Source organism: Pleurocapsa sp. PCC 7319 (assembly GCF_000332195.1).
In the GTDB taxonomy this organism is placed as follows: Bacteria; Cyanobacteriota; Cyanobacteriia; order Cyanobacteriales; family Xenococcaceae; genus Waterburya.
Map to the genome: position 1 here is coordinate 1,232,478 of NZ_KB235922.1, position 18,405 is coordinate 1,250,882.

The following is an 18,405-nucleotide window of genomic DNA, read 5'->3' on the forward strand; positions in this document are numbered from 1 at the left end:
CATCAGTATCAACCAAAAATATAGCAAGTAGTATATTTGATAGCTTCATTTTGGCTCGAACTAGTGAATGGTTGTGCTGTAAGAACTACATTACCTTGAGAATTTACTCTCCATCCTTGAGCTTCTACAATTTGTTTTGGTTTTGATTTAGCATTAACTGCAACATCCTTAATTGTTCTACCTGACGAATTACGAAAACCATTATCAACAGAACGTAAATCTTCCCAGGTATTATTGCTGTTGATTTTATCTGGATTGTCAGGTAGACCCCCGCGACCTATATTAATAAAACTATCTTGACGTTTTTGTCTGTGACAACTTTGTAAAGGCTTAGGGCTAATAAATTTAATGGGAAGTTTTGTTAATCCTCTACTAGGATCTATTTCAGGAGTGTCGATGGAAATATTGCCATCAAAGCCAAATTCTGAACTAGCATCAATATCATTAGTAACATTATTAGCAGTAGCCTTACGTTCTGCTAAACCAAAAATTTGCTGAGCAGAAATATTAATATTGCCACCTTGACCTACCAGACCATTAGCTATTACATCGTTACCATTACTGAATATTTCATTGGGAAAGGCAACAACAAATTTTGTAGTAATGTCAATATTGCCGCCATCAGCATCGCCAGTCGCTTGGGCAGATATCAAACTACTATTGCGCATACTCAAAGTATCGTCAATTCTTAGTATGATGTTTCCACCTTCTCCTGCGCTGGTAGCTGCAGCGATCTGACCTCCATCCTCTAAGGTAAGAGTACCTGTCTGAATATTGATAATCCCTCCACTGCCTTGATTCTCACTGTTAGCAAAAACACTCGATATTTGGCGGTCATCTCCAATACCAACCTGGGTAAAATTTTCTCTTCCCTCTTGCTCAGTTAAACGTCCATTAACTGTTATTTCTTCTGAATTTCGTCCTATTGACTCTCGTGTTCTTTTTTCAGCTTTAAAACGTTCCGAAAAAGTCGGGTCACTGCCGAAAACCCTAATACTGTCTTTAATATTGAGAGTAATTTTACCAGCGTCGCCAATTCCCAAACCATCGGCTATTATTTGTCCACCATCACCAAGTTCCAGTTGAATTGCATCAATAAATATATCGCCTCCTTGTCCCTGAGCTGTGGATTCAACTTCTGCGCTAACAACACCTCCATCTAAGATTTTTAAATTGGGAGTTGAAATTACAATATCGCCACCCTGACCTGAAGCCTTTTCTTCAACAGATGTATACAAACCACTAGAACCACCTTCTGCTATCGGGTTTCTTCTTACTATTTCTCCAGTCATCTCGTCTCTTAAAATTCTGTCAAGATATAGAAAATCGCTAATGCCAGAAATAACTACTGAATCTGAGGCATTGACTTCGATCTTGCCGGCATTTCCCTCTCCTTTAGTGGTCGATAATATTGTCGACCCCTCATGTATCTCAACAGTATGGGCATTAATCTCGATATTTCCAGCATTACCTATAGTCATTGCCTCTGTTATCGATTGAATAGTACTATCTTTGTCGAGAGTTAGTGAGCCAGTATCGATGAAGATATTACCAGCGTTACCTTGTGCTTCTTCTCTTATTTCTGAAGCCAAGAAAGCTTCTCCTCTTAAAGATAAAGAATTGGTTTGAATCTCAATATTCCCGCCGTTACCTTGTGCCCTATCAAATACACTTGTTTCGATTAGAGATCTGTCGGCTGAACTACTATCTTCCTTGAGACTGGGTGAATTCAGTATTAGAGAGCCTGTCTTAATCTCGATATTGCCGGCCTCACCTACCGCATCTGGACCAAGTTCCGTTAATAATGTGCTACCCGGATTGATAGTCATTGTCTCAGCCTCGATCTCGATATCTCCACCGGTACCTTTTCCTTCTCGACGTACCGAAGTTGCCAATCTAGTGCCAGCATCATTGAGAGTCAGTGAGCCAGTTGACACGAGAATTTTGCCAGCAATACCTTCTGCACCTTGACCAATTGAAGTCCTTAATTGAGCTCTATTAGCCAGGATAAATGAGTCAGAAGAGATTTTAATTATGCCACTGTTACCTTTGGCTCCAACTTCTAAATTGCTAAAGATACCAGTTGGATATTCACTATTAACATCTGGAGCATTGTCAAACCCTTGAATTTCAATGTTTTCACGGGCATTAACCGTCACATCCCCCGCATTACCCTGCCCAAAAATAGTCGACCCAATTCTTCCTCCGGAAGTGATGGATAATGAGCCAGCCTCAATGCTAATCTTGCCTGCATTGCCGACTGCATTGAAACTAGAAGTATAATCTTCTTCTCCTTCATCTTCTAAGATATTTTCTTCGCCAACATTATTGAAAATACCGCTTTCAGGTCCATTGATGATGACAGCTTCCTCAACATTGAGCTTGATATCTCCTGCTTGAGCGGTAGAAGAATTTACTTCTTTATCTATCCCCGCTATCAGACGACTTCCTTGGCTTAATTCCAAATTTTGAGCATTAATATTAATCGCCCCTCCCCCAGTATCAACTACGTTAACCAGAGCACCATGAGTAAGGGACACATTTTCTTTAGTTATCTCTTGAGGAAAACTTAAACTACCATCAGCACTAATACCAACGATTCCTGCTGCTGATAATCCACCTAGTTGGATGTTACCTCCAGATGCTGTTAATATTCCTCCTTCTAAATTAATATTCCCTCCGACTAGATTAAGATTTTTTGTGTTTGAGACTTCTAAGCCGACTTTTTCATCCGCACTATTTTTCACTAAAGAACGATTAATAATATCCCCTGGATTATTACCCAGGTTCAGACCAATAGGTTGATTAATAGTTAACAGTGGTTTTGTTTGGTTATCAGTAGCCTTAAATTCAACATTATCAGGAAATAAAATACTTTCTGCTGTACTACCATAAAATGAACCACCAATATCTAAACTGGCACCCTCACCGAAAATAATCCCTGCTGGATTGATGAGAAATAAATTAGCATCGCCATTAGTACGAATCAAACCATTTATATATGAAATATTCCCGCCAGTAATCCTAGAGAAAATATTTTCTATATCTACTGCATTATTAAACCAGGCTTCTTTCCCAGAAGAAATAGAGAATTGTTCAAAGCTATGAAAAAGATTAGTTCCCGCTCTATCTCCTCGATCAATAACTAAACGATTGCCCTCAGTATTGACGGTAGTTGGGGTTGTCCGATCGGGAATTATTTGAGCGATCGCGACGTGGCTATCGAAAAGCAAGTAAACAATTAGAGAACTGATAGAAATATAACTAGAAAAAAATTTATTCATTTGAATAAATCGCTTATTATAAGATTATTTTCCATTGAAATATATTTAATCACAATCATGGAAATGATTGAAATATATTTATGCTTAGAAGAATTGGCTCGATTTGGAACCATCTTGTAACTCGATACCTAATAGTTTGGTTTTATATAGGTTTGATTTTAGCAATCGTTCAATTTCCCGTTGCGTCTCAAATATCATCAGTCCAGATATCAAATTTAGAACAACTGATTCAACAGGGTCGAGATGATTATGCTCGCTCTCAATTTGCTACGGCAGCAGCCAAATGGCAAAAAGCTCTAGCAATATCCACAGCAAGGGGGAATAAATTACAACAAGCTCAAGCTTTAACTTATCTATCTTTAGTTGAACAAAAATCTGAAAAATGGTTAGTAGCCAATATTAAGATCAACCATAGTCTGCAATTACTGAAAGATATAGAACTTAAGACTGTTGATTTTCAATTAATTTTAGCTCAGACTTTAAATGCCCAGGGAGCGATCGCCCTAGCTTTGGGAAAGTTTGAATCTGCCCTCCTAGCTTGGCAGAAAGCTAGCAAAATTTATGAACAATTAGGTGATTCAACAGGAATTACCGGAAGTCTAATTAATCAAGCACAGGCTTTAGAAAAATTAGGTTTTTATCGTCGCACCTGCAAAACTTTATTAAAAGCAGCTACCAATGATTACAGTTGTGATTTTTCTAATATGAACGATTGGAAAATGGTGCTGAAAAGTTTTGAGCAACTAAAAGAACATAAACTCAAAATATTAGGTCTACAAAGTCTGGGCAATATTTTACGTCAGCTTGGAGACTGGAAGCATTCGGAACAAGTTTTAAAGCAAAGTTTGCAATTAGAGCAATCTTCACAGGAGAAAAGTATTACTTTACTTAGTTTGGCTCAACTCAACAAAGCTAAATATAAACAAGCCCGCAGTCTACATAACAAAACATATTTACCAAAGATTAAACAGGAAGCAAAACAAAAAGCCATAAGTTCTGCTTCTGAGGCTTTACGTTATTATCGAAAGGCAAAAAAAACTGTCACTAAATCCGGTGTCAAAGACATTATGACCCAGGTACAACTGAATGAGCTTAGTCTGTTGCTCAGTTTACGACAGTGGTTTATTAGTCAAAGTTTAAATTTACATGATATCGACTCTCGAATTAATAGTTTAGTTGAAACACTAATAAATAGTCCAGTTTTCACTAGATCTTCCAGTCATTTTGCAATTCAGGCACAGCTAAATTTTGCCCAAAGTCTGATGGAAATTGAGCCAAAACAACAGTTAGCAATCCCGTATATTAATCAAGCTCAAACTCAAGCCAGGCAATTGTCAGACTCTAGATCGGAATCTTTGGCTTTGGGTATTAGGGGTCATTTCTACGAAAAGCAAGCAAACTGGTCACAAGCTGAAAAGTTTAGTCGATCAGCTTTAAATATATCTCAGACTATTAATGCTACAGATCTTAATGCTCAATGGCGATCACAATTAGGTCGTATATATCAAGCTCAAGGAAGAATCAACCGAGCTATTATTGCTTTTCAGGGTTCTGTTGCAGACCTAAATATTCTACGACAAGATCTGGTGTCAATAAGTTCAGAAATTCAATTTAGCTGGCAACAGGATATAGAAACTAGCTACCGAAATTTAGTGGAGCTAATGATAACTCAAGCACCAGATCGTAAGTTAACTCAAGCTAATTTGCAGCAAACAATAGAAATTCTAGATGATTTAAGAATTGCTGAAGTCGAAGATTTTTTGAATTGTAATCTTCCTTCTAACACAAACTTTAATCAACAAGAAATCGAGCCGACAGCAGCTTTGATCTATCCTATTATTTTGGAAAATCAATTAGAGATAGTTGTCAGATTACCAAAATCGTCAAAACTACAAAGTTATAGTATTCCTATATCAAGATATGAATTAGAACAAACTTTAATTCAGTGGCGTACTGAATTAGAAAGACGCTTTATTTCCCCGAAAAGTTTACTATTGTCTCAAAAAGTTTACAGTTGGTTAGTAAAACCAATTGAAGAAACGTTAGTACAAGCCAAGATAAAAACTCTTGTTTTTCTATTAGATGGTGGTTTTCGTAATTTACCATTAGCAGCGTTATATGATGGTCAACAATACTTAATTGAAAAACAATATGCTGTTGCTACTATTCCCAGTTTAAAATTACTCTCATCACAATCTTCAACCAAAAATAATCTTAATGTCTTGGCATTTGGTCTCTCTGAGATTAGACCAGACTTTATAGCTCATCAAGGCTTTAGCACATTGGATAATGTAAAAACTGAATTAACAGAAATTAGCTCTCAAGTTACTTCCAAGAAGTATTTAGATCGAGAATTTACAAGCAACAACTTACAACAGCAAATTAATGCCCTAAATTTTCCCATACTTCATCTAGCTACTCATGGTCAATTTAGTTCCGAATTAGCACAAACATTTCTACTGGCTTGGGACAAAAGGATTGATGTGAGTAATTTGAGCAATATATTACAACTAAGAAAACAAAGTGATTTGCAACCAATTGAATTATTAGTATTAAGTGCTTGTCAGACCGCTGCGGGGGATAATCAAGCTACGATCGGACTAGCGGGAATCGCAATTGAATCGGGGGCAAAAAGCACTCTGGCATCTTTATGGAATGTTCAAGATAGTTCAATTGCTAAATTAATGAGTCAGTTTTATCAAGAACTAGCAAAAAACACAACTAAAGCAGAAGCCCTCAGACGCTCTCAAGTCAAACTTTTACATACTCCGGGTTATCAAGCACCTTTTTATTGGTCGCCTTATATTTTGTTGGGTAATTGGTTATAAGATTCAGTTGTTGCTGAGATTAATATCTTGACAATTAACTATAGGATCTGAAGCGATCGCTTTTAAGCCACCTACATCTAATAAATTCGACCAATCATTATTTACCATTCTATCTTGGGGACGAGCGCAACGAAGTTTAGCTAAAGAAGTTAGACTATCTTGCCAAATCCCTTTCTGACCATATAAACGAGCTATTTCTAATTGAGATTTGGCTGCTGCAACTTGCTTGGTTAAATTGATGTTAGAGGGAATTCTGATAATTAAACCTTCAACTGTAGGATTTTGAGCAGGACTTTGCGGATCTACCACAGCTGATAACTGCCAGCGATATCCTTGATTGACTTTTAAAGGAAAATCAACGGCTAAACCGACTATGCCTTCTGTTGCTGGTAAGTTTACTGACTTTAATGCTAAAAGACGCTGCTGAGGATCGAGTATGACTAACTCACTTAGTTGAGAAGTTAAAGACGGTGGTACATGGATCCAGATAGTAGGATTTGCTACCAAAGTAGCTGTCATAAAAGAAAAAGATTCTCCCTGACACCTATTATTCTCAAGCATATCTCTACCCGGTAAGAGGGCAATTAGTTGTCTTTTGCAAGCACCTCGAGTACCCCCAGAAGTTCTAGTTGGCGGTCTACCCCATCGGCGATCGTTTTGTGTTTTTTGGGCAAAAGTTTCTAGAGACAATTGAGATTTTTGCTCTTGTCGGTCAATATTAATTTGAGCCAGAGAACGACGACCAAGAGAAAGGTTCCCCCAAATTAAACTGAAAAATATCAACCAGTAAAAATTTTTGATTATAAGCGAAATAAACATCTTGAATAAATTATGGTCGCCAAGAATTAAACATTGAAATGCTTGATAAAAATAGATGTAGTAGCTAAAGCAATAACAGGCGGAACCAGAGGAATCCATCCTCCTTGGTAAAACAAAAGTATGGTAAATCCAGTCAGAATACTTAAGGATAGTAGCAAACTAAGAATTAATTGCTGTTTTGAATTTGAATAGATAATTACTCCTACTCCTACTCCAGACCAAATAATTATCCAGAAATATTCTTGTGCTTGTGTCCACCACCAGACTACGGTAGTATTTTTTCCCTCGACAGCGTTGATAATGCTACCTACTATATGAGCATGAATAGTAACTCCCGATACTTTGGAAGTTGACGACTTTTGTTGTTGAGGAATTAAATGAGTGTCCTTAGAACTATTACCAACACCAATTAAAATAATTTTGTCTTGTGCTAAATCAGCAAGCTGTGAATCTATTCCTTCTTCTAAAAAATCTCTCAAGCTGATTTCAGGAAATTCAGCAACAGAATAATTCAGCAATACTTGATACCCTAGAGCTTCTGAATAGGGTAGCTGGTATCCTCCTGCGTTGTGAGATAACCGAGGAAAAGTAACCCCATCAATTTTAACTTCTTCCTTAGCGGTAAATTCTAAGGAAATATTTTTTGTTTGAGTAAGATACTCTAATGCTATTCGTAAACTAAGAGAACTATCTGTAGGGCAAGATATTGTAGAGTCCATAAATAGAAGCTGACGACGAATAATATTATCTGGATCGAGGGGAAAATCAGTAAATCCTATTTGCTCTGGAGCAATGTTAGGAGGAGCAGGAACACTGTAGGTATGGGCTGGAGTTTTACCAATTTCGCAGGCAGCTATAAAGTTAGTTTGGGATAATTTTTGCCTTAGTTTAGGTTCAAAAGGAGAATCATGATAAATATCTAATGCAATCACCTTAGGTTGATATGGTAATAGCTTGGTTAGTGCTCTTTCTAATGCTTCATCTCCTAAAGAACCTTTTCGATTCATTCCCTGTCGATCTTGATATTGAATATCAGCTTCATCTACGGTAATCAACAAAAAGCGATCGTCCACGGCTTGATGATGAGGTAGCATTCCCACTAGCCAGTCATAGATTTTAAGTTCCATTCCCTGCCACAATCCTAATGAGCTAGTGCCAATCGTGAGAGCTGAAATTGACAAAGCGATCGCGAAATTATTTCTAATCTTTGATAGTGACCATCGAACAGAATGAGATTGTTCAGGGAAATATTGCCCAATTGAAGTTGATGCTGCTGGATTTTGACAAAGAATTGGTACCCAACTAGCACAAGGATATTCTTCTTCTATGTCTTTTAATTTATCTCTTGCTTGTCTTACTGCTAAGCAAGTTGACTCTCCCTCAGCTATCGCGACTAAAAAATGTCTGAGAAATTTCTGTGCTACGTTATCAGTTACTGGTTGGCTCATGACAATAGCTTGAGGAATGTTTAATTTTGCTAAATTCCAAGCTAATCCCAAACCATCACAGGAATTAAATATGGCTAACTTTAACCCTTGTCTAATACTGTATTCTAGAGCAGGCTCTAACTCTGAAAGGTTAATACTATTAAGTTTTTGCTCTTGATTGAGTAGTAGGTTTCCTGTTCTTCCCCCCGATGAACTGTGCCCGGCAAAATAAAATATATCCCAGTTATATTGCCGTAATTTTTCTTTTAATTCCGATTGTGTTGGTTGAATTAAAAACTCGATTTTAGTATTAAGAGTTTTTTCCAGAATTAGTTTATCTGTATTGAGTTCATTATCTATGGGATTACCAATTACTCCTAATACTTTAACTGGAAATGAATGATGATTATTGTTTAATGATACTTGTTTATATACAGGAAGGCTTAAAGCCACCTCAGCTAGGGGATAGTCAGCCAAAAAGTTCCATAGATTCCAGGGCAGTTGTCTTATTTGTTCATCATCTGTTTCAATAATTATCTGGAGCTCTTCCAAGGGACTGAGATTTATACCTAAATGCCAGCGAATATCTGCAAAAGATAAATTGTTGAGCCATATATTAAATTGCTCAGACAGCTGTTGACATACTTGCTGAAATTCTAAATAGGAAAAATTCAAGGGTCTTTCATCTGCTTCGACAATTTCAACTCGCATTGACTGCTGAAAATCAAGATAATATGTCAGATAAAGCGATCGCCATTGATGATAAAGTTGCGATAATTGTGGATTGGCAGTTAAGCTACTCTGCTGCTTGGTAATTAATTGGCTGTTTCGATCCCACAATTGCATTGTAACTATAGGAAAACCTTGCTCTAAAGAGCCTTTACCAAAACATATCGTAGCTTTATTCATTGAATCATTGACTTTCTAAGTATGTCTCTAAAAGTTTTTACAATTATTTTGTATGGATTTTATGCCTATTAAAGGAGCTAAAGTATGTTGTTACATCATAAAATTTTCTTGAATGAATAAATCATTCATTGCTAAACCAATCGTAAATTTTTCTGGAGCTTTTCCCCTAATTAGAGGAAGCTGAATAAAATTATCCTCCCTACGAGAGATGACTTCTCGTAAAAAATCACCTGAATCATTAATTAAGCTCAATTTCAGATTAGCAGGTAGTGTACTTTTTGCTGGTGGAGGATATACTTGAACGCGAATTGATAAATATCCCTGAGAATCGGGCTTAATTTCTACTAATAACACTACTGACTCAGACCCTAGCTTAATTGCTTTACAACGTTTGATAGACATATCAGGCTGCAAATAATAAGTACCTCTTAACCGCTCAGAAAGTTTTTGGGTATTTAGTAATAGCTTTTCAATCGATTGCCAATCAGTTTCAAAATCACCTTGTTGCCATTTACTCAAATTAGCTTGTTGAGTATTTGCTGGAACACTTAAGTCAATAAAATCTTCTTTAGAGGTGAAATTTCGCTCTGATGAGTAGGAGAAAGATGTAGAAGTAGCTCGCTCGATTAGCTTCTTGCTAAGATAAGCATGAATCATGGCACCGAGAGTAAATAAAGACTGTTCTTTGATTTGTAAAGTTTCCAGCAATCCTCGTCTTTCCAGGGAGACCAAACTGTTTAATAAGTCCGCTTTATCAATAGTTAAATTAATATTATTTCGAATTTGATTGATCGAAAGAGGTTTAGTTTCAACTGCCAAGCAGTAAAGAATCTCTAGCTCTATAGAAGACAACCTCCCTAAAGTATGAGCCAACATATCCTCAATTTCGCCAAAAATAAAGATTTTTTGGGCTAAAAACTCGTTGACATTGTCATTAAAAATATCTTTAATCGTTTTTTGGATAATTTTTAAGGCTAGAGGGTGTCCCTGATATTTTTCGATTAGATGATTCCAGTTTGGTTCATCCGTAATAGATATTCCTAAAAATAAACCTGCATCTTCGATGGTTAAACCTGAAAGTAGTAGTGAACGAACTAAAGATGTTGCTGTTTCCAAAGCCAGGTTATTTTTAGGATTTTCGACACTTGTGACTAGGACGCAACTTTGATGAGATAAAGTAGCAATTTTATAGAAAAACTGCTGATAGTTGACATATTCTGACAGATATTCTCTGTTGGTAGTACCTTTCTGTAAAAGTGTTTCGAGACCATCTAAAACAATTAAGCAACGTTTTTCGCTCATTACAGCTAATAGATGTTCTAATTGCTGCCCATGACAATCACGCTCTTTTGATAAAAGGTATGCTACTTTTCGGTTTAACTGAGAAATTAATTCTGTTATAGCTAGGTGTGAAGCAAGAGACTGCCAAACTACACAATCAAATTGATCGCCATACAGGCGAGTAAATTGCTGACATAAAGATGTTTTACCAATACCATTTATGCCCAACACCGATATTAATTGTAATCTATCTTCTAATATCCATTGTTTTAAAGTATTGAGTTCTGTCTCTCTACCAATAAAACTTCCCTCAGCTATTTCTTGCCAAAGCTCTGATAAGTATGTTTCTGTATTGTTTGGGTTTGGTGCCAGGCGATCGGTAATAATTTGATTTTTCCTCACCTCTATATACTCTTGATTTACGGGCAAGTTTTCTAGCACGGAGCGAAAATTATGCTTGTTTACTGGCTTACCAAACACGTGAGACAGTAATTTCCATAATTTGGGGGCAACATCGCGCATAAGATAGTTGCGGCTAAACTCAGTGGTATTTTCCATCTCTTTATAGCCAATTTTTTGCCAAGTACCTCTAATCACAGCTTCTTCAGGAGGATTTAAACCCCTACCTAAATGTTGATTTACCGCTTTATCAACCATCTTCAAAGCCGTATCTACGTCTAGATTCATTGAGGAAAAATAGTTTATGTATGCCTTACCTTTATTATTACATACATTGTATTGTTGATTTATATTTCAAAATACTGCATACTACTTATGGAGATCGTATGATACTTTGTGAAATGAGTTTTTGGGGATAGTAATATTGACTGATGAAATGTTTCATGTTTTCTCAATCAACCGGAATATATAGATATGATTTTGAGGCAAAACGAATTGACTGAATTTTAATTTTTAGTTTTTCTTCTTTATTCCCGTTGACGCTAGTTTACAAGCTCAACTTGTGACCAATGAACAGACTATCGCTGCCCCAAGCAGAAAATCACGTTATCTCAACTAATATTAACCAAGATAACAAAAAAAATGTAATTTAGATAACAAAAAAAATGTAATTTAGATAATCAAGATTGTAATATCAATTTAGCCGAAAAAATCTAATTACCCTCACAAGTTTCTCAAATTTTTTTTCTAACTTTAAAAATAACTAGAGTGGATAAATGAGCTTAACAAACATATAGATAAGTAGCTATTATGAAGTAAAAAAAACTAGTATCACTAAAAAATACTTTTAAGTTAGAGGCGATTACACCATCAAATTTTTAGTTTCTAATTAATCTGCGTAAAATATGGAATATTTTCCCGTATAGAACAAAATGAATTTCTGTCAATCTTATTAAGATAAAACTAAATAACTTACTCGATCTTCTGTGTATATTTGCTACTAATATTGGCAAATATAGTTGATTGCCTAAAATATGAGTAAACTGATAATACTTTTTGAGTATGATCAAAGACACTACCACGTACACAACAATATTCGTAATTGTTGATAGAATTATACTGCTTTTAAAACAACCTGTAAGCCCGAAATTTTAAGGTAATTCAATAAATTTGAATAGTCGCAGTTCGAAATCATTTTCTGATTATCTAAATTGATGAAAAATGAAACGAATTAGGTGACAAAGATATCATATTCTTGAACAAAGAAACAAAAAGTATGATAACTTACATTTCCTATCAATAGCTTAATCTCTCATTGTGATTCAAAGCTATTTAATCGCCTACGAATGTGACATCAGGTAACTTTATAGCTCTTCAAATATATTGAATTCTAATCAGCTAGGGATTTTCTCTGCTGAACTAAGAGAAGTATCAAAATCAACTTTGCAATTAATTTATATTTTTTTATTCTTTCAAGTTGAATTGTTTGAGGAAAAATTCACGTCATGTTTAATGAACTGTCTCAATCAAGAGATTCTCAGAGCGACTATTCGCAACCTAAAATAAATATTCATAAGCGATTACTATCTCCTTTTCAAAAAAAGTTACTTCAAGAAAAATTGCAGACAAATCTACGCCCAGAGTATCGTCGGCGAATTGAAATCATGTTGCTAGCAGATCGAGGATGCTCTCAAACTAAAATTTGTGCTACTTTAAACTGTTCTCATGAAACAGCCCGATATTGGACTCGTGTGGCTCAAGCGGGAGATGCTCACAAGTGGCAAGAATTACCCATAGGTAGACCCAAGACCGTTAATGAAAGATATCTCAATCGATTACAAGAACTAGTCAGTCAAAATCCTCAAGATTTCGGCTATGCATTTAACCGTTGGACAGCATATTGGTTAAGTAAGCATCTAGCTGAGGAGCTTGGCATACAAGTAAGCGAACGCCACGTTAATCGCTTATTAAAAAAGATGGGATTATCAACGCGTCGATCGCGATTAGATGTAGATATGGATAGTTCATCAATACACCATTTCCAGGAATTAAATTCATTAAAATCACAAAATTCCAACATTATTATAGGCAATCTCAAGGGGAGTAAACCAGCTCAGATCGCTAGTTTTAGTCCTTTTCAACTCACATAAATAGCCAATTAATAAATAATGTTGTTTGATCCTAATCATGTATATTGATTTACTATCTCAATCGGTATTTAAAAAACGCCTTCAACAACAATTAGAAAAGACATTTGCCAGATCTCTATCTCTATCCGAACTAGAACAGTATTTGCCGGTAATCAAACTAGTTGAACCTTCTACGGGAAAACAATTCTGGCAATCAAACCAGTCAATTCCAGGTATTTATTTAATTTTGACAGGAAAAGTTAGATTATTTGACGTCTATGGTCAATTGCTAACTTCCTCAGAAGAGGGAACATCTTTTGGCGAACTGACATTATTTCCTCAAGAATCTTTTTGCCCTTATCTTGCCCGAGCTTCTTTTAGATTGAGGCTAGCATTTATTCCTGGCTCTTTAATACAAACGCTGATTAAAGACGATCCTCATTTAGAAGAACATCTAAAACAACAAGCACTATTTCAAGACTTACTTTTACTATGTCGCCAGTCTGGCGAATTTAAGAGTATTTCGGTAGATAAACTAAAATCTGTAATTCCTTTATTGCAACGTCACGATCTAAATCAGGGGCAATTAATATCTTCATCATCGTCGAAACAGTTTTTCTGGCTGCTTAGAAAGGGGGAATTAGAAAATGAGAATAGTCAGAAATTGACCTCAGGTACCATCTACTTTCCTCAGCAATCTGAGTCTCAAAAATCCTGGCAAGTTGATCTACCTACTGAATTGTATAGTCTGAGTTATGAAGACCGTGATGCCGTCCAACTACATTCATCGCCATTACATTCTTCAGAATCAGAAATTTTAGCAACTTCTCAAGATACAGTACTGTCAAATAATGCCTTATCACCTATCAAGGTAAAACCAGTTCAGGCGATCGACTTACCAAATACTATCTCTCAGGAAAATAAACCATCCCATAAGGAACGACGAGCATATTTCCCTTCCCCAAGACAGCGAGTTGGACATTTATGGCAAAGACTCACCCAACGTTATCCCTACTATGCACAACAGAGTGTAAGTGACTGTGGTGCAGCATGCCTGATTATGATTGGACAGTATTGGGGAAAAAATTATAGTCTTAATCGACTACGAGATTTAGCTAATGTTAACCGTAACGGCTCTACCCTCAGAGGTTTAGCTTCAGCAGCCGAGACTATTGGTTTTGTAACCCGTCCTGTTAAAGCCACTTTAGATCGTTTGGAGCAACAAAAATTACCGGCGATCGCTCACTGGGATAACAATCACTATATTGTGGTCTATGAAATCACGAATAAGAAAGTTATCGTTGGCGATCCAGGGATGGGACCAAGGGTTTTAACTCATCGAGAATTTCAAGCCGGGTGGACTGGTTATGCTCTTTTATTAGAGCCGACCACTTGGCTAGAGGAGGGAAGAGAATCCACTTTTCCGATCTGGCGATTTTTAGAGTTACTCAAACCACACTCTCTAGTGCTTTTAGAGGTTTTAATCGCTTCAATTACGATTCAAATTTTTGGTTTGGTTACTCCTCTGTTAACCCAGCTATTATTAGATCGAGTAGTAGTCCAGCGCAGTAATCTTACTTTGATGGCTGTAGGTATGGGATTACTAATTTTCGGTCTATTTAGAGTAGCAATTACAGGATTACGTCAATATCTTTTAGATCATGTATCTCAAAAAGTAAACGTTTCTCTAATCGTCGGTTTTGTAAGGCACAGTTTCAAGCTTCCTCTTAGCTTTTTTGAATCCCGCTATGTAGGAGATATTGTTGCTCGTTTACAAGAAAATCAAAAGATCCAAAACTTTTTAACCGGGGAAGCATTATCGATCTTTCTTGATTTTTTAACCATCTTTGTCTATGTCGGTTTAATGTTTTGGTATAGCTGGAAGATGGCTCTGTTGGCATTGGTTATTGTACCGCCATTCTTTATCTTGGCTTTAGTTGCGACACCATTTCTACAAAAAATTTCGCGAGATATCTTTACCGCTTCAGCAAAAGAGCAAAGCTATGTGATTGAAGCCTTTTCAGGAATTGCTACCGTCAAATCGATGGCAGTGGAACATCGAGTACGCTGGCGTTGGGAAGAGTTTCTGAATAAGGCAGTAAAAAAAGGTTTTAGCGGACAAATAATTGGTAATAAAGTTCAGGTAATTAGTTCCACAATTCAAGTTATTGCAACCACTTCAGTATTGTGGTTTGGAGCTTGGCAGGTAATTCAAGACGAATTAACTATTGGACAATTAATTGCTTTTAATATGTTACTAGGCAACGTGATTAGTCCTTTTCAACGCTTAGCGGTGTTATGGAATCAAATCCAAGAAGTAATTATCTCCGTAGAGCGAATTAATGATGTTTTGGAAGCAGAACCCGAAGAAGATTGGCAGACCAATCCCCGTCAGTCTTTGCCTACTATTGCAGGACATCTTCAGTTTCAAGAAGTCAGCTTTCGTTATCATCCCGACGATCGAGCCAATGTTATCGAAAATCTGAACTTTGAAGTTCAGCCTGGAAAAACTGTAGCGATTGTTGGTCGCAGTGGTTCTGGCAAAACAACTATTGCCAAGCTGATTTTGGCATTGTACCCACCGACAGCAGGAAAAGTACTCGTCGATGGTCACGATCTAGCAAATGTCTCTCCTTCATCCTTACGTCGACAGGTAGGGGTAGTAGATCAGGCAAACTTTCTCTTTGGAGGCACAATTCGCGAAAACATCAGTGTTAAACATCCTGAAGCTACCCTCGAAGAAATTAGAGAAGCAGCAGAACAGGCAGGTGCTGATGAGTTTATTCAAAAACTCCCCCTTAAATACGAAACCCTTGTAGGGGAAAGAGGTGGCACACTCTCAGGAGGACAATGTCAACGTTTGGCGATCGCTCGTGCCCTATTAGGTAATCCCCGTTTGCTGATTTTAGATGAGGCGACCAGCAGTTTGGATGCTGAATCAGAACGAATAATTCAAAATAACCTCAAAACTATCATCAAAGATCGTACAACAATTATCATCGCTCACCGTCTTTCCACAATTCGACAAGCAGACATGATTTTAGTACTGGATCAGGGTGTTTTGGTAGAAAAAGGTACTCACGACGGTTTAATGAGCAAAAAAGGACATTACTTCTACCTCAACCAGCAACAACTAGCAGTGTCTCAGTAATTCTAATAATCAGATTAAAACCAAATCTATTTAAGCTCATGTCATATTCCCAACCAGAATCAGCTTTAGCTCTTGCTAATGGCAGAGTTAGACCCAAAATTCGCATCTTAATTATCGATCAGCAAAACCTAAGTAGCGAACTCCTCAAATGCCAACTCAAGCTCGAACCAAATATGTCAATTGTGGCAACGGTTAGTGACGAATTGGAAACCTTTGTCGCCATCCAAAGCTATGATCCTAATGTGGCGATCGTTGATGTCGATCTACCAGAAATTGATGGCTGTGCCTTAATCAAAAAAATCAGCCATAATTTCCCCCAGATTAAAATTGTAATTTTTACCAATAACCATCAATCAGATCAGATCAACAAAGCGCTTAGCCTGGGGGCGCAAGGAATTTTATATAAAAATTCTTACTCTGAAGAAACTAAAAAAGTTCTTAATACTATCAACAATATCAGTTCAAGAGATACGACACCAGAACTTTTCAATCGGGATAATTCTGTTGAACCAACAACTTCTAGCGATAACAATCATATTGACAATAATTCAGCAATAGTTCATTCACCCGGTACAGTAACATTTGAAACCGTAGAAGAGCGAGAAGATTGGTCCGCAGCAACCAAAGATCTCTTAGATTCACTACCCCGGGTTTGGACAAGGGGCTTACTATATTTCCTCATAATTGGGACAGGAATTATTTTGCCTTGGTCAATTCTGACCAAGGTCGATCAGACAGGAACCGCCCGTGGCAGACTAGAACCAAAAGATAAAGTTATTCATTTAGATGCTCCCGTAGCGGGAAAAATAGAAGCAATCACAGTTAAAGAAGGTGATAAAGTCAAAAAAGGTGCGATTTTAGCTGAATTAGCCTCTGAAATAGTTAATTCAGAACTAGAAGAATTACAAGACAAACGATTCGGACTTCAGCAAAGGTTGAGCCAACTAGAACTAATGTACAATCAGGCCCGAATTACGCTAAATACTAAAGAAGATGAAAACCAGGCCAGACTTTTAGAAAAGCAATCTCAGCTAGCTCAAGCACGGCAAAATCTTGATACCCTCAAAGCCCTTTACGAATCTCAAACAGGAGAAAAACTGGCACAGATTGAACAGGCAAAACAGGAAATAAATTCCAGTATAGCGGCGCGTAAAGAGGCAGAATTAGCCATGTTAGGTGCCCAGGAAAAAACTAGACGTTATCAAGCAGCCTATAGAGAAGGAGTAATTGCTCAAGATCGTTTTTTAGACGTCCAACAACAAGCTAAAGAAAATCAAGAACGGTTAGCTCAAGCAAGTTCGACCGTAGAACAAGCCAAGTCTCGACTCAAAGAGCAGCAAAATAGTTACCAAAATCTAATTAAGAAATCAAAAGCAGAAATTAAACAAGCCTCTCTGCGATTCGAAGAACAAAAACGTAGTGACCAAACTTTGATAGCCTCCAGCAAGTTAGAAAAGCTCAAAACAGAAGAACAGCTCCAAGAGTTACAATCTCAGATTACTAGTCTAACTAGCGAAATTGCTCAGACTAATAAGCAGCTACAATCTAGACAATTTCAATTAAAACAACGAGAACTAATTGCTCCCATTGACGGGATGGTTTTTCATATCCCTGCTAGAGGCAGAGGAGCAGTAGTTCAACCAGGAGAGAGAATGATCGAAATTGCACCACAAGACTCTGCTCTGGTTTTGCGCGCACAAATTCCTCCTGCAGATAGTGGATTTCTCCAGCAGGGAATGCCTGTCAAAATTAAATTTGATGCTTATCCTTTCCAGGATTACGGTGTTACCGAAGGCACATTAATTTCTGTATCACCAGACTCAAAAGTAACCGAAACTCCTCAAGGCGATCGGGAAAGTTATGAGCTAGAAATAGAATTAGCTCAACCCTATGTTTGGGATGAAGGCAAGCGTATAACCTTGACCCCTGGTCAAACTGCTACGGCTGAAATAATTATCCGTCAACGTCGCGTAATTGACTTTTTTATCGATCCCTTTAAGAAATTACAACAGGATGGCATGAAACTATAATCTCGATGTAAATTCCCAATCTAATCAGAACTTAGGCAGAAGAAAACACTCTTGTTGCTCCAAATTAACGTGATAAAATACTCAAGTAAAAACTATTATAACTATTTATATTGAACAAATAATTTACTCTCAGTTACTTAACAATCCC

Annotated in this window: 8 protein-coding genes; 4 read left to right on the forward strand and 4 right to left on the reverse strand. The window is 37.0% G+C overall.

What is annotated here, in order from left to right; genetic code table 11:
• Nucleotides 1–8: 8 nt before the first annotated feature.
• A complete protein-coding gene (locus PLEUR7319_RS34770) occupies nt 9–3,284 on the reverse strand; it encodes a filamentous hemagglutinin N-terminal domain-containing protein (RefSeq protein WP_019505007.1) in 3,276 nt (1,091 codons plus the stop codon).
• A gap of 80 nt (nt 3,285–3,364) precedes the next feature.
• Between PLEUR7319_RS34770 and PLEUR7319_RS0109620 the strand changes: the two genes are divergently transcribed.
• Nucleotides 3,365–6,112 carry a CHAT domain-containing protein gene (locus PLEUR7319_RS0109620; RefSeq protein ID WP_019505008.1) on the forward strand — a complete coding sequence of 916 codons (2,748 nt, stop codon included), beginning with the start codon at nt 3,365–3,367 and terminating at the stop codon, nt 6,110–6,112.
• Nucleotides 6,113–6,115: 3 nt separating this feature from the next.
• On the opposite strand, the gene PLEUR7319_RS0109625 is transcribed toward PLEUR7319_RS0109620, so the two are convergent.
• The 3 genes from PLEUR7319_RS0109625 to PLEUR7319_RS0109635 form a co-directional block, all read right to left on the reverse strand.
• Complete coding sequence (locus PLEUR7319_RS0109625; RefSeq protein ID WP_019505009.1) at nt 6,116–6,931, reverse strand: DUF928 domain-containing protein; 816 nt, start codon at nt 6,929–6,931, stop codon at nt 6,116–6,118.
• Nucleotides 6,932–6,957: 26 nt separating this feature from the next.
• Nucleotides 6,958–9,267: a CHASE2 domain-containing protein gene (locus tag PLEUR7319_RS0109630; protein ID WP_019505010.1), complete on the reverse strand. Its 2,310-nt coding sequence runs from the start codon at nt 9,265–9,267 to the stop codon at nt 6,958–6,960.
• Nucleotides 9,268–9,357: 90 nt separating this feature from the next.
• Entirely contained in the window at nt 9,358–11,235 is a 1,878-nt protein-coding gene (locus PLEUR7319_RS0109635; RefSeq protein WP_019505011.1) for a DUF1822 family protein, read from the reverse strand.
• Nucleotides 11,236–12,452: 1,217 nt separating this feature from the next.
• On the opposite strand from PLEUR7319_RS0109635, the gene PLEUR7319_RS0109640 reads away from it, so the two are divergent.
• The 3 genes from PLEUR7319_RS0109640 to PLEUR7319_RS0109650 are packed head-to-tail and all read left to right on the forward strand — an operon-like array spanning nt 12,453 to nt 18,257.
• Nucleotides 12,453–13,097 (forward strand): helix-turn-helix domain-containing protein, encoded by a 645-nt coding sequence (locus PLEUR7319_RS0109640; RefSeq protein ID WP_019505012.1) that lies wholly within the window; start codon nt 12,453–12,455, stop codon nt 13,095–13,097.
• A 37-nt stretch (nt 13,098–13,134) separates the two neighbouring features.
• Nucleotides 13,135–16,227, forward strand: a complete 3,093-nt coding sequence (locus PLEUR7319_RS0109645) for a peptidase domain-containing ABC transporter (RefSeq protein ID WP_019505013.1) — start codon at nt 13,135–13,137, stop codon at nt 16,225–16,227.
• Nucleotides 16,228–16,265: 38 nt separating this feature from the next.
• On the forward strand, nt 16,266–18,257 hold the full coding sequence (locus tag PLEUR7319_RS0109650) for an HlyD family efflux transporter periplasmic adaptor subunit (protein WP_019505014.1): 1,992 nt from the start codon (nt 16,266–16,268) through the stop codon (nt 18,255–18,257).
• The last annotated feature ends 148 nt before the right edge of the window (nt 18,258–18,405 follow it).

Coding starts and splice junctions, on each gene's coding strand:
- PLEUR7319_RS34770 (WP_019505007.1), bottom strand. CDS start 3,284: ATGAATAAATTTTTTTCTAGTTATATTTCTATCAGTTCTCTAATTGTT.
- PLEUR7319_RS0109620 (WP_019505008.1), top strand. CDS start 3,365: ATGCTTAGAAGAATTGGCTCGATTTGGAACCATCTTGTAACTCGATAC.
- PLEUR7319_RS0109625 (WP_019505009.1), bottom strand. CDS start 6,931: ATGTTTATTTCGCTTATAATCAAAAATTTTTACTGGTTGATATTTTTC.
- PLEUR7319_RS0109630 (WP_019505010.1), bottom strand. CDS start 9,267: ATGAATAAAGCTACGATATGTTTTGGTAAAGGCTCTTTAGAGCAAGGT.
- PLEUR7319_RS0109635 (WP_019505011.1), bottom strand. CDS start 11,235: ATGAATCTAGACGTAGATACGGCTTTGAAGATGGTTGATAAAGCGGTA.
- PLEUR7319_RS0109640 (WP_019505012.1), top strand. CDS start 12,453: ATGTTTAATGAACTGTCTCAATCAAGAGATTCTCAGAGCGACTATTCG.
- PLEUR7319_RS0109645 (WP_019505013.1), top strand. CDS start 13,135: ATGTATATTGATTTACTATCTCAATCGGTATTTAAAAAACGCCTTCAA.
- PLEUR7319_RS0109650 (WP_019505014.1), top strand. CDS start 16,266: ATGTCATATTCCCAACCAGAATCAGCTTTAGCTCTTGCTAATGGCAGA.